This is a genomic window from Actinomadura rugatobispora (assembly GCF_055379765.1).
Genome location: NZ_AP029191.1, coordinates 7,453,858 through 7,478,169, shown reverse-complemented (window position 1 = coordinate 7,478,169; position 24,312 = coordinate 7,453,858). Strand labels below are relative to the sequence as shown.

Annotated in this window: 20 protein-coding genes; 3 read left to right on the top strand and 17 right to left on the bottom strand. The window is 72.7% G+C overall.

Annotated features, from left to right (window positions below):
• Together rpsP and ffh are read right to left on the bottom strand one after the other, a co-directional pair.
• Complete coding sequence (gene rpsP / locus ACZ466_RS33475; protein WP_378286011.1) at nucleotides 1-465, bottom strand: 30S ribosomal protein S16; 465 nt, start codon at nucleotides 463-465, stop codon at nucleotides 1-3.
• Between the two features lie 626 nt (nucleotides 466-1,091).
• Entirely contained in the window at nucleotides 1,092-2,666 is a 1,575-nt protein-coding gene (ffh, locus tag ACZ466_RS33470; RefSeq protein ID WP_378286012.1) for a signal recognition particle protein, read from the bottom strand.
• A 248-nt stretch (nucleotides 2,667-2,914) separates the two neighbouring features.
• Between ffh and ACZ466_RS33465 the strand changes: the two genes are divergently transcribed.
• Nucleotides 2,915-4,177 (top strand): RNA polymerase sigma factor, encoded by a 1,263-nt coding sequence (locus ACZ466_RS33465; protein WP_378286013.1) that lies wholly within the window; start codon nucleotides 2,915-2,917, stop codon nucleotides 4,175-4,177.
• Between the two features lie 66 nt (nucleotides 4,178-4,243).
• Nucleotides 4,244-5,149: a hypothetical protein gene (locus ACZ466_RS33460; protein WP_378286014.1), complete on the top strand. Its 906-nt coding sequence runs from the start codon at nucleotides 4,244-4,246 to the stop codon at nucleotides 5,147-5,149.
• A gap of 109 nt (nucleotides 5,150-5,258) precedes the next feature.
• On the opposite strand, the gene ACZ466_RS33455 is transcribed toward ACZ466_RS33460, so the two are convergent.
• The 14 genes from ACZ466_RS33455 to rsmD form a co-directional block, all read right to left on the bottom strand.
• Complete coding sequence (locus ACZ466_RS33455; protein ID WP_378286015.1) at nucleotides 5,259-7,811, bottom strand: [protein-PII] uridylyltransferase; 2,553 nt, start codon at nucleotides 7,809-7,811, stop codon at nucleotides 5,259-5,261.
• An 8-nt stretch (nucleotides 7,812-7,819) separates the two neighbouring features.
• Entirely contained in the window at nucleotides 7,820-8,158 is a 339-nt protein-coding gene (locus tag ACZ466_RS33450; protein WP_378286016.1) for a P-II family nitrogen regulator, read from the bottom strand.
• Nucleotides 8,155-9,501: an ammonium transporter gene (locus ACZ466_RS33445; RefSeq protein ID WP_378286017.1), complete on the bottom strand. Its 1,347-nt coding sequence runs from the start codon at nucleotides 9,499-9,501 to the stop codon at nucleotides 8,155-8,157. The genes ACZ466_RS33450 and ACZ466_RS33445 overlap by 4 nt, the downstream gene beginning before the upstream one ends.
• 313 nt (nucleotides 9,502-9,814) lie before the next feature.
• The gene (gene ftsY / locus ACZ466_RS33440; RefSeq protein ID WP_378286018.1) at nucleotides 9,815-10,978 is read right to left on the bottom strand and encodes a signal recognition particle-docking protein FtsY; all 1,164 of its coding nucleotides are present in this window, start codon (nucleotides 10,976-10,978) and stop codon (nucleotides 9,815-9,817) included.
• Nucleotides 10,979-11,057: 79 nt separating this feature from the next.
• Entirely contained in the window at nucleotides 11,058-11,483 is a 426-nt protein-coding gene (locus ACZ466_RS33435) for a globin domain-containing protein (RefSeq protein ID WP_378286019.1), read from the bottom strand.
• 106 nt (nucleotides 11,484-11,589) lie between these two features.
• Entirely contained in the window at nucleotides 11,590-15,282 is a 3,693-nt protein-coding gene (gene smc / locus ACZ466_RS33430) for a chromosome segregation protein SMC (protein WP_378286020.1), read from the bottom strand.
• Between the two features lie 660 nt (nucleotides 15,283-15,942).
• On the bottom strand, nucleotides 15,943-16,143 hold the full coding sequence (locus tag ACZ466_RS33425; protein WP_378286021.1) for a hypothetical protein: 201 nt from the start codon (nucleotides 16,141-16,143) through the stop codon (nucleotides 15,943-15,945).
• A 178-nt stretch (nucleotides 16,144-16,321) separates the two neighbouring features.
• The gene (locus tag ACZ466_RS33420; protein ID WP_378286022.1) at nucleotides 16,322-16,615 is read right to left on the bottom strand and encodes an acylphosphatase; all 294 of its coding nucleotides are present in this window, start codon (nucleotides 16,613-16,615) and stop codon (nucleotides 16,322-16,324) included.
• A gap of 5 nt (nucleotides 16,616-16,620) precedes the next feature.
• Nucleotides 16,621-17,499 carry a bifunctional DNA-formamidopyrimidine glycosylase/DNA-(apurinic or apyrimidinic site) lyase gene (gene mutM / locus ACZ466_RS33415; protein ID WP_378286023.1) on the bottom strand — a complete coding sequence of 293 codons (879 nt, stop codon included), beginning with the start codon at nucleotides 17,497-17,499 and terminating at the stop codon, nucleotides 16,621-16,623.
• Between the two features lie 2 nt (nucleotides 17,500-17,501).
• Nucleotides 17,502-18,278: a ribonuclease III gene (gene rnc, locus ACZ466_RS33410; RefSeq protein ID WP_378286073.1), complete on the bottom strand. Its 777-nt coding sequence runs from the start codon at nucleotides 18,276-18,278 to the stop codon at nucleotides 17,502-17,504.
• A 365-nt stretch (nucleotides 18,279-18,643) separates the two neighbouring features.
• Nucleotides 18,644-18,823 carry a 50S ribosomal protein L32 gene (rpmF, locus tag ACZ466_RS33405; protein ID WP_378286024.1) on the bottom strand — a complete coding sequence of 60 codons (180 nt, stop codon included), beginning with the start codon at nucleotides 18,821-18,823 and terminating at the stop codon, nucleotides 18,644-18,646.
• Nucleotides 18,824-18,916: 93 nt separating this feature from the next.
• Complete coding sequence (locus ACZ466_RS33400) at nucleotides 18,917-19,528, bottom strand: YceD family protein (RefSeq protein ID WP_378286025.1); 612 nt, start codon at nucleotides 19,526-19,528, stop codon at nucleotides 18,917-18,919.
• Nucleotides 19,529-19,606: 78 nt separating this feature from the next.
• The gene (gene coaD, locus ACZ466_RS33395; RefSeq protein ID WP_378286026.1) at nucleotides 19,607-20,086 is read right to left on the bottom strand and encodes a pantetheine-phosphate adenylyltransferase; all 480 of its coding nucleotides are present in this window, start codon (nucleotides 20,084-20,086) and stop codon (nucleotides 19,607-19,609) included.
• Nucleotides 20,087-20,186: 100 nt separating this feature from the next.
• The gene (rsmD, locus tag ACZ466_RS33390) at nucleotides 20,187-20,765 is read right to left on the bottom strand and encodes a 16S rRNA (guanine(966)-N(2))-methyltransferase RsmD (RefSeq protein WP_378286027.1); all 579 of its coding nucleotides are present in this window, start codon (nucleotides 20,763-20,765) and stop codon (nucleotides 20,187-20,189) included.
• 213 nt (nucleotides 20,766-20,978) lie between these two features.
• Between rsmD and ACZ466_RS33385 the strand changes: the two genes are divergently transcribed.
• Nucleotides 20,979-21,935 carry a hypothetical protein gene (locus ACZ466_RS33385; protein WP_378286028.1) on the top strand — a complete coding sequence of 319 codons (957 nt, stop codon included), beginning with the start codon at nucleotides 20,979-20,981 and terminating at the stop codon, nucleotides 21,933-21,935.
• A gap of 336 nt (nucleotides 21,936-22,271) precedes the next feature.
• On the opposite strand, the gene ACZ466_RS33380 is transcribed toward ACZ466_RS33385, so the two are convergent.
• The gene (locus tag ACZ466_RS33380) at nucleotides 22,272-24,083 is read right to left on the bottom strand and encodes a serine/threonine-protein kinase (RefSeq protein ID WP_378286029.1); all 1,812 of its coding nucleotides are present in this window, start codon (nucleotides 24,081-24,083) and stop codon (nucleotides 22,272-22,274) included.
• Nucleotides 24,084-24,312: the final 229 nt, after the last annotated feature.

Sequence of the window (24,312 nt, the reverse complement as noted above, 5' to 3'; positions counted from 1 at the left end):
TCAGCCCTCGCTCTTGACTTCGGTGTTCTCGTCGGCCTTGGCGGCGCCGTCCTCGCCCTTGGCCTTCTTCGGCTCGGCCTTCTTCTTGGCCTTGGTGGCGGTGGCGGGGGTCTCGACGTCGCCCATGGACTCCTTGACCGCCGACTCGAAGGCGGCCTTCTTGTCGGCCTTGGGCTCGGCCACCTTGAGCGTGCCCTCGGCTCCGGGCTCGCCCTTGAACTTCTGCCAGTCGCCGGTGATCTTCAGCAGGCTGAGGACCGGCTCGGTCGGCTGCGCTCCGACGCCCAGCCAGTACTGGGCGCGCTCGGAGTTCACCTCGATGCGCGAGGGCTCTTCCTTGGGGTGGTAGAGCCCGATCTCCTCGATGGCCCGACCGTCACGCTTGGTGCGGGCATCGGCGACGACGATCCGGTACTGCGGGTTCCGGATCTTCCCCAGACGCTTGAGCTTGATCTTGACTGCCACGGGTGTGGTGTTCTCCAGACTGAATACAGGTGAGCGGGCCTTACCAGGTGGGGACACCGGCGATCGGCCACTCGATGGACTCCGGACACTCAGGACGAGAGAGGGCGCCTGGCGACTCCGGGTTTCCAGCGTGCCATTCTGCCAGACGATCGCGAGAAAAGCGCAATCGCCCCGTGACACGCGCCGCTTCCGCGCGTCGCCGCCCGCGGAGCCGTCCCGCGGAACCTGACGGAACACCACCGCAGGCCCACCAACCACACCAGACACCGCCATGACGGCTCTGACTCGGACATCTGACTACAACCTGACGAGCACTCCCGGTTCCGGCGCCCAGCCGTGCGCGTGACACTCACCCACTGATGTGTCCGGAGCCGGACTTGAGGCCGCCGGTTAGGCGGCCCAGGACGGCACCGCCGGGCGCCGGCCGCCGCCCGGCGGTGCCGATCCCGGCTTCCGGTTCGGGGTGGGGTGCCGGGCCGGTCCGGGTCGCCGGGCTGGACTCGACGTTGCGGGGCCGGGGCGCAGCTCCGGCCCCGGGTGCCGGGCCGACGTGGGGCGCCGACACCGGGGCGGAGTGCGGTGCTGGTGCGGGACGCGGTGCTGGTCCGGACTCGGCGTTGCCGGGGTTACTTCTTTTTGCGGCTTTGGAGCTTGTTCAGGTCGGGCATCTGGAAGCCGGGCGGGAGTTGGCCTCCCAGGCCCGGGGGGAGTTGGCCGCCGAGGCCGGGGGGCAGGCCCTGCGGGGCGCCGTCGACGGCGGGCTGCTGCGGCTCCAGGTCGGCACCGTCCCGCTGGGCGGCGCGCTTGCGGGGGTCGCCGCTGCGCTGCTTGCCCTTCTTGTTCTTGGCCTTGGCCGCCTTCGCGGCCTTGCGGCGGCCCGGCATGCCGGGGATGCCCATGCCGCCGGCCATCTGCCGGACCATCTTCTGGGCGTCGAAGAAGCGGGTGACCAGGCTGCTGACCTCGCCGACGGTCACGCCGGAGCCCTTGGCGATACGGGCCCGGCGGGAGCCGTTGATGACCTTGGGGTTGCTCCGCTCCTGCGGGGTCATCGAGCGGATGATGGCCGCGACCCGGTCCAGGTCCTTGTCGTCGATCTGGCTGACCTGGTCGCGGACCTGCCCCATGCCGGGCATCATGCCGAGCAGGTTCCCGATCGGCCCGAGCTTGCGGATCATCATCATCTGCTCGAGGAAGTCCTCGAGGGTGAAGTCCTCGCCCGAGGCGAACTTGGTGGTCATCCGCTCGGCCTGAGCGGTGTCGAACGCCTGCTCGGCCTGCTCGATCAGGGTGAGGATGTCACCCATGTCGAGGATGCGCCCGGCCATCCGGTCCGGGTGGAAGACGCTGAAGTCCTCGAGCTTCTCACCGGTGGAGGCGAACATGATCGGCCGGCCGGTGATGTGCCGCACCGACAGCGCGGCGCCGCCGCGGGCGTCGCCGTCCAGCTTGGTCAGGACGACCCCGTCGAACCCGACGCCGCCCAGGAACGCCTCGGCGGTGGTGACCGCGTCCTGGCCGATCATCGCGTCGACCACGAACAGGATCTCGTCCGGCTTGACCGCGTCGCGGATGTCGGCGGCCTGCTGCATCATCTCGGCGTCCACGCCGAGGCGGCCGGCGGTGTCGATGACGACCACGTCGTGCTGGGCGTGCCTGGCCTGCTCGATGGAGCGGCGCGCGACGTCGACCGGGTCGCCCACGCCGCTGCCCGGCTCGGGCGCGAACACGGGCACCGTGGCGCGCTCCCCGACCACCTGGAGCTGCTGGACGGCGTTGGGCCGCTGCAGGTCGGCGGCGACCAGGAGGGGCGCGTGGCCCTCGGACTTGAGCCACCGGGCCAGCTTCCCGGCCAGCGTGGTCTTGCCCGCGCCCTGCAGACCGGCCAGCATGATCACGGTGGGCGGGTTCTTGGCGAAGCGGATCCGGCGGGTCTCGCCGCCGAGGATGTTGATGAGCTCCTCGTTGACGATCTTGACGACCTGCTGGGCGGGGTTCAGCGCCTGGGACACCTCCGCGCCCCGGGCCCGCTCCTTGACCTGCGCGATGAAGTCCTTCACCACGGGCAGGGCCACGTCGGCCTCGAGCAGCGCGACACGGATCTCGCGGGCCGTCGCGTTGATGTCGGCCTCGGAGAGCCGGCCCTTGCTGCGCAGCGACGAGAAGACCGTCGTCAACCGGTCGGAGAGCGTCTCGAACACGTGTCTGGACCCGTCCTTGGAAGCTTCTGGGATCAACTCTCAGGGTATCGGTTCGGCGGGCAGGTCCCACCCTGGACGAGTTCACGGTGGTTCTCCCGTTCGGAGTGTGACATTCGTGCCGCTACGTACGCTGAACGCTTCAGGGGTACCCTGCGGCGACCCGGCATGGCCCCTGTGACCGACCGAATCCCCCCACCCACCGAGGACCACCAGGTGAACACGTGGCCGCGGCCGCACGACGGAGGCGCATGAGCGAACGCGCGATGCCCCGGGCCGACGACCAGGCTCTCGAAACGGCCCTGCGGGCCGCCCAGGCCGGAGACGACGAGGCGTTCCGGCTGCTCTACCGGGACCTGCAGCCCCGGCTGCTGCGCTACCTGCGGGCCCTGGTCGGCGCCGAGGCCGAGGACGTGGCCGCCGACGCCTGGCTGCAGATCGCCCGCGATCTCGGCTCGTTCAGCGGCGACTACGACCGGTTCCGCGGGTGGGCGTCCACGATCGCGCGGCACCGGGCGCTGGACCATCTGCGGCGGGTCGGCCGCCGGCCCGACACCAGCGTCCGCGTCGAGGACCTCACCGACCTGGTGGGCCGGGACGATCCGGAGCGGGACGCGCTGGAACGCCTCTCCACCGACTCGGCGATCGCCCTGATCTGCGGTCTGCCGAGGGATCAGGCCGAGGCCGTGCTGCTGCGCGTGGTGGTCGGCCTGGACGCGAAGGAGGCCGGGCGCGTGCTGGGCAAGCGTCCTGGCGCGGTGCGGACCGCCGCCTACCGAGGGCTCCGCCGGCTGTCCGAACGCCTGAACACGTCGGTGAACGATGACTCGGACGGGTCTCCACCCCCCGTAGAGGACCGTTCCGATACGCCTGCGTCCGGCGCCGGGCAGGCGGGAGAAGGCCGTTCGCGGAAGGTCCCACGCGAGGCCTCGCAACCGGGTGGCGCGGCGGGATCCCGAGAGTCGGCAGCGGGAACGCAGGCCGTCTCGGACTCCGCAACGAACTCGCCGGCGTCCAACCCGCCCAACGCGGCATCTGGAGACACAGCGCGGACCCGGGATGGCGGTTCTCCGGCCAGTGAACGGCAAGCGTCCAAGGTCCGCGCCCATGTTCCTGGGGTTTCGACTGCGCCCCAGACCAACCGACAGGGCTCGGGTGTGAGCATGCAGATGCGCCTCCCGGAAGGCTCATCCACAGGAAGCGCCGCCTCGAACGTCGACGGGTGCAATGGCGCGAATCCGCGGGGCGGCGCCGACTCGCACGCGTCCGTGGACGCTTCTGAGGGTTGGCAGGGTCCCGGCGGCGCCTTGGCCGACCCGATGCCGAGGGTTGACCCCTCCGAAGTGCCGAAGGGGCCGGGCAGGCGCTGGATTGACGGCTGGCGGCGCCGGAGCGTCCGGTGGGGTGGGGCTGCCGGGTTCCCGGTCGATGGAACGTTCTTGGGAAGCTCGCGCGGACGCCTCGGCCTCGTCGGCCCATGCTTTCCTGGCGGAGCGGCGGATGCTTCTCGTTGAGGCGCGGTGACGGAACAGGGGGCCGGGTGTGACACGTTCGGGGGCCGTGGCGCTGAAGAGGGTGAGATGAACACCTACGGCCACGGATTGGATCGCGACGCCGCCGAGCGCCTGCTCGACGGCGGTCCCGGCGATCCCCGGAGCGGGTCCGGGGCGCTCGCCGGCGTTCTCGCCGCCGCCTCGGCGCCCGCGCGGGCCGGGGAGCTCGCCGGGGAGGACGCGGCCGTCTCGGCCTTCCAGGTGGCGACCGTGCGGCGGTCGGCCGCGGCACGCCGGCGCGGGTCGGTGTTCGTGCGGCTGGTGCCGCTGAAGATCGCGGCGGTGGTGCTGGGGACGGCGACCGCCGCGAGCGGCATGGTGCTGGCGGGCGGGGCCATGGGGTTGCCCGTCGGCCCGCTGTCGTCCGGACGGGAAAGCCCGCCGCCCTCGATCCCCCTGGACCGGAGCACGTCCACGGCGAGGCCCGATTCGGAGCCGCACGCCAAGTCCGGTACCGCCTCACCCAAGTCTTCGCGTCCCGCCCTCGTGAACCTGTGCCGCGTCTACCTGGCCGTCGACCCGCCCAGGCGCGCTCAGGAGTTGGGCAAGCCGACCCTGCGTGCCCTGGTGGACGCGGCGGGCGGCGCCAATCGCGTCCCGGGGTACTGCGCCGCGCTCACACCGTCCCCTGGGAAGACCCAGGGCAGGGACGACACCGCAACCGGCGACGGCAACAAGAAGAAGTCCACGAAAGGGCCCAACAGGGGGAATGACGGCCAGGGCGAGGACGAGGGCTCCGGCGGCGATGACGACAACGGCGACGGCAACGGCAACGGCAACGGCAACGGCAACGGCCCGAGGCCTTCCAAGGGTGCCGGTTCCAAGCCTGACAAGCAGGATTCCGACGGCGACATGAACGAGCAGTCCTCAGGGGCGCCCCGGCAGAGGCCGACCGCCCCTTCGCCCACCTCGACGCAGACGTCGGCCCCCTGACCCCACAGACCGGCCCGGATCCCGCAGACCACGGGTCCCGGCCACATAAGCGGCGGAGAGACGGTTGTGCCCCCGTGACCGTCTCTCCGCCTTCTTTTCCAGGTTTCTCCTAGCCCAGCGCGGTCAGGACGTGCAGCCGCACGCGTGAGAGCTCCGCGGGCTCGGTCAGGGGCAGTCCTGAGGCGTCGACGACGTAGAAGACGTCCACGGCGTCGGCGCCCAGGGTGTCCACCTGGGCGGCGCGCACCTGGAGGCCGCACTCCCCCAGTGCCTGCCCGACGCGCCACAGGAGCCCCGGACGGTCGTGGGCGCGCACCTCGACGACCGTGGCGGTGCTGGACGCGTCGTCCACGATGGTCACCCGCGGCGGCGGGACGGGCACGCCGGGCCGGACGCGCAAGGACCGGGCCCTGCGTTCCAGCCGTGCGGCCACGTCGAGGCGGTCGGCGAGCATGCGGCGCAGGTCCGCCTCCAGCGCGGCCGGGTCGGGCGGGTTGCCGTACTCCGGCACGGCGGTGAACTCCAGGACGGCCGTGCTCGGGCGGGACCCGCCCGAGGACGCCGGGGACGACACGCGGGCCGTCCGGACGGCGAGGCGGTGCAGGGCCAGTACCCCGGCGGCCCTCCAGAGGAGCCCTGAGCGGTCCGGAGCGGCGATGGTGACGTGCGACCCGGTGATGCGCACCGAACCGCCGTCGTGGCGCGCCAGGGCCAGCTGGGAGGGGTTCAGGGCGGGCGGTGGAGGCGGGGTGCCGCCGGCGAGGGCGGCGGAGGCGCGGCGGGCGAGCTCGGCGATCAGCCCGGCCTTCCACGTGCCCCAGGCGCCGGGCCCGGTCGCCAGGCCGTCGGCGATGGCCAGCCCGGCCAGCAGCTCGACGATCTCGCGTTCCCGGCCGGGGACGGCGGAGACCGCGGAGGTGACGGCCTCGACGGTCCGGGGATCGTCGATGTCGCGGCGGGTGGCGGTCTCGGGGAGCAGCAGGTGGTAGCGCACGACGGTCTCCAGGACCCGCACGTCCTCGTCGGCGAAGCCCATCCGGACGCCCAGGTCGCGGGCCACGACCGCGCCGCCGACCGAGTGGTCGCCGGGCCAGCCCTTGCCGATGTCGTGCAGCAGCGACCCGATGATCAGCAGGTCGGGACGGGACACCTCGCGGGTGAGGGCGGCGGCGCCCGTCGCGGCCTCCACGAGGTGGCGGTCGACCGTGAAGCGGTGGACGGGGTTGCGCTGGGGGCGGTTGCGGACCCTCTCCCAGTCGGGGAGGAGCCGTACGATCAGGCCCGCCTGGTCCAGGGCCTCCCATACGCCGATGGCCGCCGGCCCCGCTCCCAGGAGAGAGACCAGGGCGTCCCTTGCCTGGGCGGGCCAGGGCGTGGGCGGAAGCGTCGCGTGCTCGGCGAGACGGTCTACGGTGGCGGGGGCCAGGGGCAGGCCCGCCTGTGCGGCGGCGGCGGCCACGCGGAGCACGAGTGCCGGGTCGTCCAGGTTCGCGTCCCGGGCGAGGACGACTTCGCCCTCCTGCTCCACGGCCCCGTCTCCCACGGGGCTCCGTTCCACGCCGCGTCTCCCGGAGGGGCCCCGCGCACCGCGAGCCAGAGGTGTACGGCGCGGGGCGCAGAAACGCTCGACGCGCCGCCAGAGGTGGTCACCCGCATAGGTGATCGTGCGGGCGGCCTCGGCGATCGTGCGCAGCAGCACGTTGCCGTCCAGCAGGCCGAGCGCGCCCGCGACGGCCTCCTGCTCCTGCAGGACGAGCCGGTCACTGGCCCTGCCCGTCACCTCGTGCAGCACGTGCCGCACGTCCAGGAGGAAGTCATGCGCGGCCCGCACGCGCGCGTCGGGGGCCGAGGCGACCCAGGACGCGGCGACCGCCTGCATGACGTTGACGTCCCGCAGGCCGCCGTGGGCCTCCTTGAGGTCGGGCTCCAGGAGGAAGGCCAGCTCCCCCTTGGACTCCCAGCGCCGCCGGCACATCTCGCCCAGCTCGGCCAGCCTGCGCCTGGCGTCGGCGCGCCAGTCGGCCAGGACGGCCGCGCGCAGCTCGTCGACCAGGGTGTGCTCTCCCGCGATGCGGCGCGCCGAGAGCAGGCCCAGGGCCGCCTTCATGTCGGTACGGGCGACCTCGCGGGCCTCCTGCACCGTGCGGACGGAGTGGTCGAGCCGGATGCCCGAGTCCCAGACGGGGTACCAGACACGGTCGGCGACCTCCGCCACGTCCGGGCGGCCGCGGTGGAGCAGCACCAGGTCGAGATCGCCGCCCGGAGTCAGCTCCCGGCGGGCGTGGCTGCCCACGGCGACCAGGGCGACGCCGTCCGCGCCGCTCGGGACCAGCGGCCGGCCCCGACGCACGTTCGGCGATCCCGGGGCACTCTCGTTCTCTGCGGCGTCCGCGGCGCCCAGGGCGGTCGTGCCGGCCGCGTGGCCCGCCTGATCCGCGCCGTCCGTGCCGCTCAGATCGGCCGTGAGACCCGCGGTCGATCGCGTTGTTCTCCCGCGGGCCGGAAGGCCGCCCGCGCCGTCGTCACCGAAACCCGTGCGCCGGACGCCGAGCAGACCGGCGAGCCAGCGATCCAGTTCGTCGGCCCGTGCGGCCCGCGCCGCCACGAGGGCTGCGCGGGCCGTACGGGTCTCTCCCCCGACCGATCCGTGAACCAGAGCCACTCCGTTCCCTACAGCGCGTCCGCGCCGGTCTCACCGGTCCGGACCCGGATCACGGTCTCGACGGGAACGGCCCACACCTTGCCGTCACCGATCTTGTCCGTGCGCGCAGCCTTGACGATGACGTCGATGATGTCCTCGGCGTCCTCGTCGTCGACCAGCACCTCGACCCGCAGCTTGGGCACCAGGTCGACCTTGTACTCGGCGCCCCGGTAGACCTCGGTGTGCCCCTTCTGGCGGCCGTACCCGCTGGCCTCGCTCACGGTCATCCCCTTGACCCCGAAGGTCTCCAGGGCCGCCTTGACCTCGTCCAGCTTGAACGGCTTGATCACCGCCGTGATCAGCTTCATGCGTCGGCCTCCACCTTCTTGTCGGCTCCGCCGGTGACCTTACGGGCGGGTGAGGGCAGCGAGGCGCCCACCCCGGCGTGCACGCTGCCGAAGTCGTAGGCCGTCTCCGCGTGCGCCGTGCTGTCGATGCCGGAGACCTCGTCCTCTTCGCTGATCCGGAAGCCCATCACCAGGTCGATCAGCTTGGCGATGATGAAGGTGACCACGAACGAGTAGACGAGGGTGGCGACCACCGCGACCGCCTGCTTGCCCAGCAGCGACAGCCCGCCGCCGGCCAGCAGCCCGTCCGCGCCGGCGTCGTTGACCGACGTGGTGGCGAGGATGCCGATCAGCAGCGCGCCGACGATCCCGCCGACCATGTGCACGCCCACCACGTCCAGGGAGTCGTCATAGCCCAGCTTGTACTTGAGGCCGACCGCGAACGCGCACACCGCGCCGGCGACCAGGCCCAGCGCGATCGCGCCGAGCGGGGTGACGAACGCCGCCGCCGGGGTGATCGCGACCAGGCCGGCCACGATGCCGGAGGCCAGGCCCAGGGTGGTCGAGCTGCCGTCGCGCAGCTTCTCCACCACGATCCAGGCGAACGCCGCGGCGCAGGTGGCGACCAGCGTGTTGATGAACGCGACCGCGGCGGTCGAACCGGCCGACAGCGCCGAGCCGGCGTTGAACCCGAACCAGCCGAACCACAGCAGACCGGCGCCCAGCAGCACGAACGGCAGGTTGTGCGGGCGCATCGGGTCCTTCGGCCAGCCCTTGCGGCGCCCCAGCACCAGCGCCAGCGCCAGCGCCGCCACACCGGCGTTGATGTGGACGACCGTGCCGCCGGCGAAGTCCAGCGCGCCCAGCTCGAAGATCCAGCCGGCCTTGCCGCCGTCCTGACCGTCCGACCACCACACCCAGTGCGCGATGGGCAGGTACACCAGGGTCACCCAGACCAGGGTGAAGACCACCCAGGCCCCGAACTTGGCACGGTCCGCCACGGCGCCGCTGATGAGGGCCACCGTGATGATCGCGAAGGTGGCCTGGAAGGCGACGAACACCAGTTGCGGGATGCCGCTCCCGTCGTCCGCGGTCGCGACCGTCTCCAGGCCGACCAGTCCCCAGTCGCTCAGACCGCCGATGAAGGAGCTGAGCCCCCCGGCCTCGGTGAAGGCGACGGAGTAGCCGTAGACGACCCAGATCATGCCCACCATGGCGATGCTGACGAAGCTCATCATCATCATGTTGAGCACGCTCTTGGCCCGGCTCATCCCCCCGTAGAAGAAGGCCAGACCCGGTGTCATCAGCAGGACGAGCGCCGCGCTCGTCAGCATCCACGCGGTACTACCGCTATCGATCTTCATCGTGGGGAGAGCCCCTCCTCGACCGGGAACTTCGGATTCCTCAGAGACTCTGGGCTGGCGGTTTCACCTGAAAGGCCCTTGTGTTTCTACGGTGTGAAACCCCATCGCGAACTGTTTCCGCGATGTTTCGGAATCCTCACACTCCGTCCGTTCGGGACGGCTCCCCTGGCGAGATGGGCGTTTTGCTTCCCATGGGGTGGTCGAAAGGCACCAATGTGGAGGGGTTGTTTCATTGCAGGGGGACGCCCTCACGCCCCCCGGGACGGCGCGAGGCGCGTCCACAAACGGACGCGCCTCGCTCCAGCCAGGTGGGTCAGTCGCCCAGGATCGCGTCCACGAAGGCTTCGGGTTCGAAGGGGGCCAGGTCGTCCGGGCCTTCGCCCAGGCCGACCAGTTTGACGGGGACGCCCAGTTCGCGCTGGACCTGGACGACGATGCCGCCCTTGGCGGTGCCGTCGAGCTTGGTCAGGACGATGCCGGTGACGTTGACGACCTCGGCGAACACGCGGGCCTGCTGCATGCCGTTCTGGCCGGTGGTGGCGTCCAGGACCAGGAGGACCTCGTCGACCGTGGCCTGCTTCTCGATGACCCGCTTGACCTTGCCGAGCTCGTCCATGAGGCCGGTCTTGGTGTGGAGGCGGCCAGCGGTGTCGACGATCACGGTGTCGACCTTGGCGTCGAGGCCCTGCTTGACGGCCTCGAACGCGACGCTGGCCGGGTCGGCGCCCTCGTCCTTGCGCACGACCTGCGCGCCCACGCGGGCGCCCCAGGTCTCCAGCTGGTCGGCGGCGGCGGCGCGGAAGGTGTCGGCGGCGCCCAGGACCACGGTGCGGCCGTCGCCGACCAGGACCCGGGCGAGCTTGCCGCAGGTGGTGGTCTTGCCGGTGCCGTTCACGCCCACGACCATCAGCACGGCGGGACGGGTGCCGTGCGGCGCGGTGTGCAGCGACCGGTCCAGGTCGGCGCCGATCTGCTTGACCAGCTCCTCCTTCAGGAGCTCCCGCACCTCCTGGGGGCTGCGGGTGCCCAGCACCTGGACGCGGGTGCGCAGGTCCTCGGTGATCTGCCGGGCCACCGAGACGCCGATGTCGGCGCCGATCAGGGTGTCCTCGATCTCCTCCCAGGCGTCGTCGTCGAGGGTCTCGCGCGACAGCAGGCCCAGGAGGGTCTTGCCGAAGGTGTTCTGGGAGCGGGCCAGCCGGGCGCGCAGCCGCACCAGCCGGCCGGCGGAGGGCGGCGGGACCTCGATCTCGACCTTGGGCGGGACCTTCTCGACCGGTGGCGCCCGCTCGGCCGCGGGCGCCGCCCGCTCCTCCTCCTCCTCGACGGTGGTCGTGCCGCCGGGCTGCAGGTCGGCGGGCCGCTCCGCGGGTTCGGCGGGCGGCCGGGGCTTGCGGCGGCCGGGCCGCAGGAACAGGACGCCGCCGATGATCAGGACGACGGCGGCGAGCCCGGCGATGAGGATCAGATAGTCCATAGCGCATCCAGTTTTCCAGACCGGCGCCGATGCGCCGAACCCCGTCCCGTGGCAGGCGAGCCGCCCACCTGCGGTCTTGTCATCCCACGGCCTGCTGCGCCGAGCCCCGTTCGGCGGCCGCCTCGGCCATGATCTGGGCGGTGAAGCTGAAGACGGCGGCCCAGTCGCGTTCCAGATCCTCGTCCCAGCCGGGCCCGGTGAAGTGCGCGAGGGCCGTCAGCAGGCTCACCCCGAACCGCGGGAAGTGGTCGTTGGCGAGGCCGTGGCCGGCGTGCCGGCGGCCCAGCTCCCACAGGTACGGCACGAGGGCGGGCGGGTCGTCCACCAGGGACACGATGTGCGACAGCGCCTCAAGGAGCCTGCGGTTCTGCTTCTCCATCGACGCGGGGAAGAGGTCGCGCAGCCCCGGTTCGCGCTGGAAGAGGTCGGCGTAGAAGTAGGCGATCAGGCCCTCGCCGTTCTCAGCCACCGCGGCGAAGTTGGCCTTGAGCCGCTCGGGATCCATGGGATACCTCTCAGAAGCCGGTCTCCGTCCGGGCAGGCTGCCCGGAGCGGGGTCGGAGAACGACCGGTGCCCATGAGTAGTGGATGGCCCCCTCCCGGCACAAGGCTCAGGCCGGTTCGTGTTCCCGGAGGCGCTGGCTGACCACCTGCGTCACCCCGTCGCCGCGCATGCTGACGCCGTAGAGGGCGTCGGCGCCCTCCATGGTCCGCTTCTGGTGGGTGATCACGATGAGCTGGGACGACTCGCGCAGCTCCTCGAAGACGCGCAGCAGCCGCTGGGTGTTGGTGTCGTCCAGGGCCGCCTCGACCTCGTCCAGGACGTAGAACGGCGACGGCCGGGCCTTGAACACCGCGACCAGGAACGCGATCGCGACCAGGGAGCGCTCGCCGCCCGACAGCAGCGACAGCCGCTTGACCTTCTTGCCCGGCGGGCGGGCCGCGACCTCGACGCCGGTGGCCAGCATGTCCTCCGGCTCGGTCAGCGACAGGCTGCCCTCGCCGCCGGGGAACAGCCGGGCGAAGATCCGCTCGAACTCGCGGGCGGTGTCCTCGTAGGCGGAGGCGAACACCTGCTGCACCCGGTCGTCGACGTCCTTGACGATGTTGAGGAGGTCACGGCGGGTCTTCTTGAGGTCCTCCAGCTGCGAGGTGAGGAACGCGTGCCGCTCCTCCAGGGCGGCGAACTCCTCCAGGGCTAGGGGGTTGACCTTGCCGAGCTGGTTGAGCTGGCGTTCGGCGGCCTTGGCGCGCTTCTCCTGCTCGCGGCGGTCATACGGCGCGGGTTGCGCGTCTCCATCCATTTCACCGCCCGAACCTGCCTCCTCCGGGCCGGGCGGGACGGGCTGGTCGGGGCCGTACTCCGACACCAGGGCCTCGACCTCCAGGCCGAACTCCTCCAGGGCGCGCTGTTCGAGCTGCTCCAGGCGCAGGCGCTGCTCGGCGCGGGCGACCTCGCTGCCGTGCACGACGTTGACCAGGCGTTCCAGGGTGCTGGACAGTTCGCGGACCTGGGTGCGGACGACCTTCAGCTCGGCCTCCCGCTCGGCCCGCGCGCGCTCGGCCGCCTCCCGCTGCGTCACCGCGGACTCCAGGGACGTCTCGATGCGGCGCAGCGCGGTCCGGGCGCCCCGGTGCACCGCCTCGGCGACGCGGGCCTGCCGCTCGCGGCGGGCGCGGCGCTCGGCGGCCCTGGCCCGCTCCTCGCGCTCGCGGCGGGCGCCGCGTTCGAGGGCGTCGGCGCGGCCGGCGATGGCCTGGACGCGCTCCTCGGCGGTGCGGACGGTCAGCCGGGACTCCATCTCGGCGGCGCGCAGCTCCTGGCAGCGGGCGTTGAGCTCGTCGCGGGCCTCGGTGTCGTGCCCGGCCTCGTCGGCGACCTCGGCGGCCTCCTCGGACTCGGCGAGCCGTGCGGCCAGTTCCTCGGCGGCCTGCGCGTCGGTCTCCAGGGACTCGCCGGCCGCGTCCAGGGCCTTGGTGAGGCGCTCCACCTCGCCCTTGGCGGCGCGGACGTCGGCCTCCAGGCGGGCGGCGCGTTTGGCCTCCTGGGCGGCTTGGGCCTCGTGTTCGCGCAGCCTTCCCCGGACGCGGTCGAGGTCGGCCTGGGCCTGGTTGACCCCGCCCTGGGCCTGGTTGACGGCGGCCTGGGCCTCGTCGAGGGCGGCCTGGGTGCGGTGCTCTGCCTCCGTGGCCTCGGTGAGGGCCTCGGCGCTTTGCTCGGCGGCGGTCTCGGCGGCGGCGAGGTCCTCACTGGCCTGGTCGAGGGTGGCGCGCATCTGGAGGAGGCTCTGCGCTCCCCCGGCGGCGCCGCCCTGGGCCCAGTGGGCGCCGACGAGGTCGCCGTCGCGGGTGACGGCGCGCAGACGGGGCTCGCGCCGGACGAGGGCCACGGCGGCGGCCACGTCGTCCACGACGGCGACGTCGCGCAGAAGCTCGCTCATGGCGGCGCCGAGGGTGTCGGGGACGGTCACGGCGTCGGCGGCGTAGTCGATCCCGTCGATCCTGGCGTGCTCCGGACCGGAGTCGCCCGAGCCGATCAGCAGTCCGGCGCGGCCCGCGTCTCGCGCGCGCAGCAGTTCGAGGGCGGCCTGCGCGGTGTCCAGGGAGCCCACGGCGATGGCCTCGGCCGTGCCGGCCAGGGCCGCGGCGACCGCCGTCTCGTAGCCGGGCCGTACGGTCAGCAGCGAGGCGACCGTGCCGAGGACGCCCTCCAGGGAGCCGTCGGCGCCCGCCGCCAGAACGGCCTCGCCGCCCTCCGCGGCGCTGGCCAGGGTCAGGTTGAGGGCCTCGATGCGCGCCTGCAACGCGGCGACCTGCTTCTGCGCGGCCTGGTCGGCGGAACGCGCCGCGGCCACGGCGGTGCGGGCCTCCTTGAGCGCCTGCTTGGGCGCGTCCACGGCGGCCCTGGCGGCCTCCACGGCCTCCTTGGCGGTGGCCAGGGTCTCCTGGGCCAGTTCGTGCTCGGCCATCAGTTCGGGGTCTTCGACGACCTCTGCCTCGAACGCCTCGAACTCGGCCTGCGCGGAGTGGACGCGCTGTTCGGCTTCCGTGCGCGCCTCGCGGAGCCGCCCGATCTCCGACTGCCCCGCCTGGACCTTGCTGTGCAGCGCCTCGACGCGGCCGCGCAGCCGGGCCAGCTGCTCGCGCCGGTCGGCGGCGGCGCGGGCGGCGGCCTGCAGGCGCCGCTCCTCGGCCGCGAGGGCCTCCTCGGCGCCGGACCGCTCCTCCACCGCCGTCGACAGGCCGTCCTGGGCCTCCTCCAGCGCGGCGCGGAGCATCTCCTCCTGCTCGCGGACGGCGACGGCCTCGCGCTCCATGTCCTCGGGGTCGCGGCCCCGGCGTTCCTCGTCGCGCGCTTCGGCGGCGTTGCGGTGCCGTTCGGCGGCCAGGTCGGCCACGCCCCGCAGCCGCTCCTTCAGCGCCGAGAGCTTGAACCAGGTGTCCTGCGCCTGCGCCAGCTTGGGCGCCTGCTCGGCCTCCTCGGCCTCCAGCGCGGCCTCGCGCTCCTGCGCCTCCTGCAGGGCCCGCTCGGTCTCGGTGCGGCGCTCGCGGACGGCGGCCTCGTCGGCGGCCTCCTGGTCCAGCCGGGTGCGCAGGGTGACCAGGTCGTCGGCCAGCAGCCGCAGCCGCGCGTCCCGCAGGTCGGCCTGGATCACCGCGGCCCGCCGCGCGATCTCGGCCTGCCGGCCCAGCGGCTTGAGCTGGCGCCGCAGCTCGCCGGTGAGGTCCTGGACGCGGGTCAGGTTGGCCTGCATCGCGTCCAGCTTCCGCAGCGCCTTCTCCTTGCGCTTGCGGTGCTTGAGGACGCCGGCCGCCTCCTCGATCACGGCGCGGCGGCCCTCCGGCCCCGAGTGCAGCACCCGGTCGAGCTGGCCCTGGCCGATGATCACGTGCATCTCGCGGCCGATGCCCGAGTCCGACAGCAGCTCCTGGATGTCCAGCAGCCGGCAGGAGTCGCCGTTGATCGCGTACTCGCTCTGCCCGGACCGGAACATCAGCCGGCTGATCGTCACCTCGGTGTAGTCGATCGGCAGCGCGCCGTCGGCGTTGTCGATGGTGAGGACGACCTCGGCGCGGCCCAGCGGCGGCCGGCTGGCGGTGCCGGCGAAGATCACGTCCTCCATCTTGCCGCCGCGCAGCGACTTGGCGCCCTGCTCCCCCATCACCCAGGCGAGCGCGTCGACGACGTTGGACTTGCCCGACCCGTTGGGCCCCACGACGCAGGTGATGCCGGGCTCGAACTTGAGGGTGGTGGAGGACGCGAAGGACTTGAAGCCGCGCAGCGTCAGGTTCTTCAGGTACACGCGCTCGCGTCCTCCTCCAAGGGATGCGCACGGGGCCTGCTTCCCAGGCCGCCCCGGCCGCCCGGCCGCCCGGCCGGAGCCCCCGCCCCCGCCTCGACCCGGCTGCCTCCGGGAACGGGTCGAACGATACCGGCCGCCCCCGTCAGGACCCGGCAACCGCGCAGCCGTTCCCCTCCAATGTGCCATGATCTGCCCCGATGCGCCCCGCGGTCGCCGACGGCGACGCCCGCCGGCGGACGAAAAGGGAGCGTCCGGGCATGGCAGGAGGCCCTCAGAGCTCCGCTGGGCCCTCGACGGGGCCGTCGCCGATACGCGAACCGCGCGGGGACGGCCGCGACGCCGAGCGAGCCTCTCGGGGCGCGCACGGCCGCACGCGACCACCGGGGATCCGCACGGCGGTCCGCGGTCCGGGAGTCCGGAAGTGCCGTTCACGAAACGTTTCGCGGCCGTTCAGAGCCGCCCGGGCACTGCACCGACGGTGCCACGGCGTGTCACGCGAGGTGAAACATGCCGGTTTCCGCAGGACAGCGCGATAAGAGCGAACCCAAGATCGACTGTACGGTCACGCCGGGCAGGACCGATCGATCACCGGGAAGAGGACAAAACGTAAGGGACGCCGCGGACGGGCGTCCCTGTCTGTTCCTCGAAAGAAGGCGCCGATCAGGTCAGCGCCGGTTCGCGGTCCTTCACTCCGAGCGACAATACGTCGTCGTCGGTCGCCTCCGTAGCGAGCGCGTCGTTCTCTGCCTGAAGCCGTACGAGCTCGGCTTCCAGATCACGTACGCGCTGCTGAAGGCGCCGCATCTCCGCGACCATACGGGGGTCGGGACCGCCGACGTGGCCGAGTAGAGCCTTCGCCATGACTAAGGGTCCTCCACGCTGAGTAACCAGCAGGGATCGCGCACGAGAATCAACTCAAACGGGTGCGCGTATCGTCTAGAGTCGCACCGGCCGGTGTCCTGGTCAAGACGCACATCACAGGCCGGTAACAACCTGTCCTCACTAGTTTAGCAGGTACAAACCGGAAACCCCTACCCGGCTACCGCTCCTGGAAACCGGGGCCTTCTCCGCGGGGCTCGCTCCAGCGCTCGGCGACGCCCGCGACACGTCCCGGGGTCCCCTCCCCGCGCAGCAGTTCCAGCAGCCTCTCGCAGGCCGGCCGCGACCCTTCGGCGACGATCTCCACCCGGCCGTCGGCGAGGTTGGTGGCGCTGCCGACCAGGCCGAGTTCGAGCGAGCGCGACCGCACCCACCAGCGGAAGCCCACGCCCTGCACCCGCCCGCGCGCCCAGGCGGTCAGCCGTACGGCCTCGCCGGCGTCCACGTCGTCCATCACGCCTAGTATCTCGCTCTCCTGGGACGGGGCTGGCAGGTGGGGCAGCTGTAGGAGGAGCGGTTCATGAACTCGTCGCGGCGGATGGCGGACCCGCAGCGCCTGCACGGCTCGTCGCGGCGCCCGTAGGCGTCCAGCGAGCGGTCGAAGTAGCCGCTCTCCCCGTTCACGTTGACGTAGAGGCTGTCGAAGGACGTGCCCCCCACGGCCAGGGCCGCCGCCATGACCTCTCGCACGCCCTCCAGGACCCGCGTGACCTCGGCCCGTGTCAGCGTCTCCGTGGGGCGCGCCCAGTGGAGCCTGGCCCGCCACAGGGCCTCGTCGGCGTAGATGTTGCCGACGCCGCTGATCAGGGACTGGTCGAGCAGCGCGCGCTTGACGCCGGTGCGGCGGCGGCGCAGCGCTCGGTAGAACGCCTCGTCGTCGAAGACCTCTTCGAGCGGGTCCGCCGCGATGTGGGCGATGGGCTCGGGAACGGGCGTGCCCGCCGTCCCGGCCGCCTCCTCGGCCACCAGCAGGTGCCCGAACGTGCGCTGGTCGACGAAGCGCAGGTCGAAGCCGCCCGCGCCGCCTTCGGTGAAGGTGACGCGGACGCGCAGGTGCTTCTCGTCGGGACGGTCGGGCTCGCCCACCAGCAGCTGCCCGCTCATGCCCAGGTGGGCCAGCAGCGCCTCGCCGGAGTCGAGCGGGATCCACATGTACTTGCCGCGGCGGCGCGGGGCCTGCATGGTGCGCCCGGCCAGGCGCCCGGCGAAGTCGGCCGGGCCCTCGGCGTGCCGCCGCACGGCTCGGGTGTGCAGGACCTCGGCGGACGCGACGGTACGGCCGGTGACCCAGCGGTCGAGGCCGCGCCGGACGACCTCGACCTCGGGCAGCTCCGGCACGGTCAGGCCCCCTGGCCGGACGGCGCGGCACCGTCCGCGCCGCCGTCGCCGGCACCGGCCTCGGCGCCGTCCGTGCCCGTGGTGGCGCCGCCGGCGGCCGCGGACTCGCGCGCGACGACCATCTCGCGGATGGCGTTCCAGGCGGCCTCGGCGGCGTGCTGCTCGGCCTCCTTCTTGCTGCGGCCCTCGCCCGACCCGTAGGTGGTGCCGCCGACCCGCACCGCGGCGCGGAAGGTCTTCTGGTGGTCGGGGCCGCTCTCGGAGACGTGGTACTCCGGGACGCCGAGCTCCTCGACGGCCGTCAGCTCCTGCAGCGAGGTCTTCCAGTCCAGCCCCGCGCCCAGCCCGGCCGAACGGGTGATCAGCGCGTCGAACAGCCGGTGCACCAGCGCGGACGCCTCGTCCAGGCCGCGGTCGAGATAGACCGCCCCGATGAGGGCCTCCAGCGTGTCGGCGAGGATGGAGGCCTTGTCGCGGCCCCCGGTGCCCTCCTCGCCGCGGCCGAGGCGGATGTGGTCGCCCACGCTCAGGGCGCGCGCGACCCCGGCGAGGGCGCGCATGTTGACCACGGCGGCGCGCAGCTTGGCCAGCTGCCCCTCGGGCAGGTCTGGGTGCCCCCGGTACAGGGTGTCGGTGACGACCAGGCCGAGCACCGAGTCGCCCAGGAACTCCAGGCGCTCGTTGGTGGGCAGGCCGCCGTTCTCGTAGGCGAAGGAACGGTGCGTCAGCGCGCGTTCCAGAAGGTCGTCGGTGACCTCGACGCCGAGCGCGCGGGTCAGTTCCGCGCGGTCGGGCGCCGGTTCGGTCCTCTTACCGCTCACAGGCCCTCCTCGGAGGCCTCGCACCGCGCGCGGCGGTGCCGATGGCGGCGGACGGCGCCGGGACGCCCGGAACGGCCGGGAGCCCGGGACGGCGCGGTCGCGCGGCCGAGGAGAGGGTCCACGAAGACGAGGTGCGCGCCGGACGATCGACATCCCCGGCGTGCACCACGGCCTCGGGCGCCGGCCCTCCGCCGTTCACCGCACCGGTGCCACCCGCCGGATGGTCGGGTGATCGTGTGCTGGGTGATGGATGCGGTCCCGGCACGGAAGGGGCGGCCGCGCCGTGCGCGGATCCGCCCCCCGGTGCCGGGATCAGTCCTACCTCAGGACGACGGGGCGATGACCTGCCGCCGGTCGTAGGTCCCGCACGTCGAGCAGGCCGTGTGCGGCAGCTTCTTGTCGCGGCACGTCGGGCAGTCGACCAGGGTCGGCGCGGTGGCCTTCCACTGCGCACGCCGGTGCCGCGTGTTGCTGCGCGACTTCTTACGCTTGGGGACGGCCACGTCAGCCCTCCTGCTTTCGTTCTCGTCGGTCGAATGCCCGGTGGGGGCGCGTACCTCCACCGCCCCCGAGGGGGATGTCAGCGACGGCGCCCGCTAGCCCCCGGAAGAGGTGCCGCCAGGGGCACCCCCGTCGGAGGACGGTCCGCCGCCGGCCAGGCCCCGCAGCGCCTCCCAGCGAGGGTCGGCGACGGCGTGGCCGTGGTCGGGCTCGGCGTCCGCCAGCCGGACGCCGCACTCCGGGCACAGGCCGGGACAGTCGTCCCGGCACAGCGGCGACAGCGGCAGTGCGAGCACCACCGCGTCCCGGAGCACAGGCTCGAGATCGATCAGATCGTCCTCGAGGCGGAGCTCGTCGTCGTCCGCGTGCCCGCCGGAGCGGGTGTCAGAATAGACGAAGAGCTCCTGGAAGTCCGCCTCGAAGGTCGAGGCGATCGGGTCCAGACAGCGCGCGCACTCCCCTTTGAGGGGCACCCGCGCCGTTCCGGTGACGAGCACGCCCTCCAGCACCGCCTCGAACCTCAGATCGAGCTCGATCGCGGCGCCCGCGGGCACGCCCACCATCTCGATGCCGAAATCCTCCGGGGCCGGAACGCGGAGAACCTGCTCGCGGGACGATCCGGGTTGCCTGCTCAGAGCCCGGGTGTCGAGCACGAGCGGAGCGTTCGGATCGAGGCGAGACAGCGGAATCCTGCTTTCGTGAGCCATGGGGATCGCGGCCGTCGGTCAGGCCGATGTCCCAGGGTACCGAACGCACGGACCTCTCCCCAACTCGCGGCCGGTCGGTCAGGTCTCCTGGAGCCGTTCGGCCAGCCGGGCGTGCACCGCCTCGGGGATGAGCCCGGAGACGTCGCCGCCGTACTTGACGATCTCCTTCATCAGGCTGGAGGAGAGGTAGGAGTACAGGGGGTTGGTCGACATGAACATCGTCTCGACCCCGGCCATCCGGTGGTTCATCTGCGCCATCTGCAGCTCGTACTCGTAGTCGCTGACGGCGCGCAGCCCCTTGACGATCATCGGGATGTCGTTCTGCCGGCAGAAGTCCACCAGCAGCCCGTGCCACTTGTCGATCTTGACGTTGCCGTACTCCTTGGTCACCTCCTCCAGCATCTCGATCCGCTCGTCGACGGTGAAGAGCCCCTGTTTGGTCTTGTTGATCATCACGGCGACCACCACCTCGTCGAACAGGCGGGAGGCCCGGCTGACGATGTCGAGATGGCCGTTGGTGACGGGATCGAACGAGCCGGGGCAAACGACACGGCGCACGAGGTGGCTCCATCCTTGCGTCTGGGCTTTTCCGTGCAGGTGGGGCCCTGCGCCGTGAACGTACCAAACCGGTCCGGAGCGGTCCGGCACCGGGCTCGCGTCAAGCCGAAGACCGTTCGGTGGCCGCCCGCCCGTACCAGAAGACGGCCTCGCCGTAGCGCCGGTCGCGCTCGGCGGCGTAGCCGTCGGGCCAGCGCAGCGGCGCCCCGCGCGAGGCGCGCTCGACCACCACGAGGGCGTCGGGCGCGGCCCAGCCGTGGTCGCGCAGCGACTCCAGCAGCGCGGTGACGGCGGCGTCCCCCAGGGCGTAGGGCGGATCGGCGAAGATCAGGTCGTAGGGCGCGTCGGGCGCGCGCCGGACCAGGCGCTCGACCTTGTCCCCCCGCGCGAGGGCGCCGGGCAGGCCGAGGGACCGGACGTTCTCGCGGATGACCTTGAGGGCGCGCGGGTGCGACTCCACCAGCAGGGCGTGCGCGGCGCCGCGCGACAGGGCCTCCAGCCCCACCGCGCCCGACCCGGCGTACAGATCGGCCACGCGCAGCCCGTCGAGCGGGCCGAGCAGCGCGAGCACGGTGGAGAACAGGCCCTCGCGGGCGCGGTCGCTGGTGGGACGGGTGTCGCGTCCCGGCGGCACGGCCAGCCGCCGCCCGCCCGCGCTTCCCGCGATGACCCTGGTCATTGCTCAAGTATCGGGGCGGCGCGGGGCGCCCCGACCCGGACCCCAGAGATAGCGATAAATCCCCTTATGCGCCTTTTGGGAAATAAATACACAGTTATCCAGGCGCAACGTTGTGAACGTGCGCCCAAAACAAGCGAATGCGGTTCACATTCGCTACGTCGCGTGCAAATGTGAACGCAGGTTGTCGAACACGATACCCCCCAGGAGTACCTCGTGCACCACGGTAGAAGACTGGCGGTGACGGCGGGCGCGACGGTGCTGGGTCTGGTGGCCATGAGCGGGGTCGGCCATGCCGACACCGGGGCCTCGACCAGGACCGGCTCCCCCCTGGCCGATCTGACCGGCGCCCTGACCGGGACCCTCGACGGGCTCACCGGCGCCCTCACGGGCGGCGGCTCGTCGCCGTCCGGTCAGACGTCGCGCTCCACCTCGTCGTCCGCCTCTTCCACGCCCCCCGCCACCAAGCCGGCCGCCAAGCGGACGGTCACCAAGACCACGTCCGGATCCGGCGGCAAGACCACCCCCGCCAAGAAGGGCAAGAAGGGCAAGGGCGCCGCGTCCACCAAGAAGGCCAAGAGCGGGCAGGCGCCGGGGCACCTGCGCGTCGAGATCACGCCCGACCTGGACGTGGAGCGCAAGACGGCCAAGGGCAAGCTGGTCGTCGACGCGGGCCTGAACACCCTGCTCGGCCCGGCCGGGCTCAAGCTGGAGGCCGACGGCAGGCTCTCCGCCGAGGACATCTCGATCGGCGATCCGGAGGCCGAGGGCGGGCTGAAGCTCGGCACCCGGCTCGGGGACGCCGGCCTCGGCGTCGCCACCCGCGGCGCCCTGAAGGCGACGCCCGCGGGGGTCGACGCGGACGGTTCGGTGGACGTGTGCGTCGGCGCGGCGAACTGCGCCGACTCTCCCGCACCGCCCACGCCGCCCACTCCCCCGACCCCGCCAACGCCCCCCACGCCCCCCACGCCGCCCAGCCCGCCGTCCCGCCGGGGCCCGGCCAGCCGAGCCCGTCACCGGGGCTGCCCGACCTCCCGCCGTCCTCGCCGCTGCTCCCGGACCTCCCGGTGGCCGGCATCGGCTCGGGCACGGCGGCCGGGGCCGCTCCCGCACCGCCGAAGGACCTGCCCATCACAGGGACCGACAGCATCCCCCTGGCCCTCCTCGGCCTGACCGCGGTGGCGGCCGGCGGCGTCGCCGTCGCGTCCACACGCCGCCGCAGGGCGCAAGAGGACTAACCCTTGTCTATTGCATGCGCGAGCTGCGCTCCTCGCCTGGCGGCTCGTCGCTTGTCGCGCATGCGGCGATCGCTGCATCGCTTCGAACTCGCCTGGCGGCTCGCTCCGCGATCAGTTCCTCGCAGGCTCGGAACTGCCTTCGGACGCGATCGCAGCGCTTGAGCGTCCGTTCGGGGTTGGGCTGACGGTTGAGCTTGTCACTTGGGAGGCAAGGGAAGGGCCGCGCGGTTTCGTGCCGCGCGGCCCCTCTTGGTTTTCGGTGGTCCCCCCTTCAGAGGCGTTCACTTTTGATGACCTGCCAGGCTCCGTTGGACTGGTGGGCCACCAAGCGGTACATGGAGACCTTGTCGGTGGCCTTGCACGCGGCCCTGTCGCACTCGGCGACGGTGACCAGCGCGTTCAGCTGCCCGGCGGAGGCGCCGGGACGCAGTGCGGTCTCGACGACCGAGCCCTCCTTGAGGGTCTGGTGCCGGCCCAGCGCGTCGGCCACCCCGCGGCCCTGGGCGCCCGGCCAGCCGCCGGTGGCGCCGCCGCCCGCGGTCAGGGCCGGCACGGAGTCCGCCTTGAGGAGGTACAGGGTGTCCAGCAGCCAGGAGCCGCCCTGGCGCACCATGGTCACCCGCATCGGCTCGTTCAGCAGTGTGGGCCGGGCGTTCGCCGAGCTGACCGTCCGTTTCACGTTCGACAGGACGGTGACGGTGTCGCGCGTGGCCGCCACGACCGCCGAGTCGGTGACCTCGGTGCCGACCGTGCTGCGGTTGTTGCGCAGCTGGACCCGCCAGCTGTCGGCGGCCAGCTGGCGGTCGTACTCGGCGCGGTAGCGCTGGGTGACGCGGGCGTGCGCGCCGGCCACGTCCTGGTCGATCCGGCGGTAGTCGAAGCTGAGCACCGCCTTGAGCGACTCGCCGGTGGTGCCGAGCACGGCCGCCGCCTCGCCGGGCGGCGCGGGCGTGTCGGCGAAGGGGGCGGGCCCTTTCGGCGTGGTGCCCCCGCCGCCCGACATCAGCGCGTAGGCGGTGCCGCCGGCGCCCAGGAGCAGCAGCGGCGCCGCGACGGCGACGGCGATCCGCCAGCGCCCGCCGCGACCGCCCGGCGACATGGTGTGGACCGGCGGATGGGTGACGGGCTGCGCGGGTCCGGGGCCGGGCCGGCCCGCTCCCCCGCCGGGTCCGGTGCCGCCGACGCCCGGCAGGCCCGGGAACCCCGCGCCCGCGACGCCGCCGGCGAACGAGGCGCCGGTGGTCAGCGCGCCGTCGGGCTCGTCCGACAGGGTGTCCTGGCGGCCGAGCAGGTCGAGCAGCACCTGCTGGGCCTCGGGACGGTGCCTCGGGTCCTTGGCCAGGCACGCGGAGACGATCGCGCGCAGCGTGTCGGGAAGCGGCGACAGGTCGGGCTCGTAGTGCAGGATCCGGTGGAAGACCGCGGAGATGGTGTCGTTCCCGAACGGGTGCCGCCCGGTCGCCGCGAACAGCATGGTCGAGGCCCAGGCGAACATGTCGACGGCCGAGCCCAGTTCGGTGTCGGTGACCTGCTCGGGCGCCATGTACGAGGGGGTGCCCACCACCCCGCTGCCCTTGGCCGCCGCCGCGCCCAGCACCCGCGCGATCCCGAAGTCGATCACGCGCGGGCCGTCCGGGCCCATCAGCACGTTGGCCGGCTTGAAGTCGCGGTGCAGGATCCCGGCGCGGTGGATGGCCGCCAGCGCGGTGACGGTGCCGATCGCCAGCCGGTCGAGGTCGGTGCCGGTGCGCGGTGCGGTGCCGGTGACCAGCTCGGTCAGCGAGGGGCCCGGCACGTACTCGCTGACCACGTACGGGAGCTCGCCGGCGACGTCGTGGTCGACGACCTGGGCGGTGCAGAACCCGGCGACCCGGCCGATCAGCCGCAGCTCCCGCTCGAACCGCGCCCGCCACTCGGGGTTCTGGCTCAGCGCCGCCCGCAGCAGCTTGATCGCCACCTCGCGGCCGTTCTCACCGCGGCCGAGGAAGACGACGCTCTGGCCGCCCTCGCCCAGCCGCCCCTCCAGGTCGTAGGGCCCCAGCCTCACCGGATCGCTCGGCAGGAGGGGGCGAACCGCCGTCATCGATGTCCTCCGTACGCCGCGAAGCCGCCACGAGACCTCTACCCGCACGGGCTCCGGGGCCCATCATCGGCCGTAACTCGTTAGACGTCTGTGATCGACTGCCTGGTTCTCACGGATTCTCGCGGATAGTACCGCCGCGAACACGGAGAAAGAAGGCGCTGAACGGCGAAGCGGGCGGGACGCCCCCACCCCGGAACGTCCCGCCCGCGTCTGTGACGGCGCGGCCTGT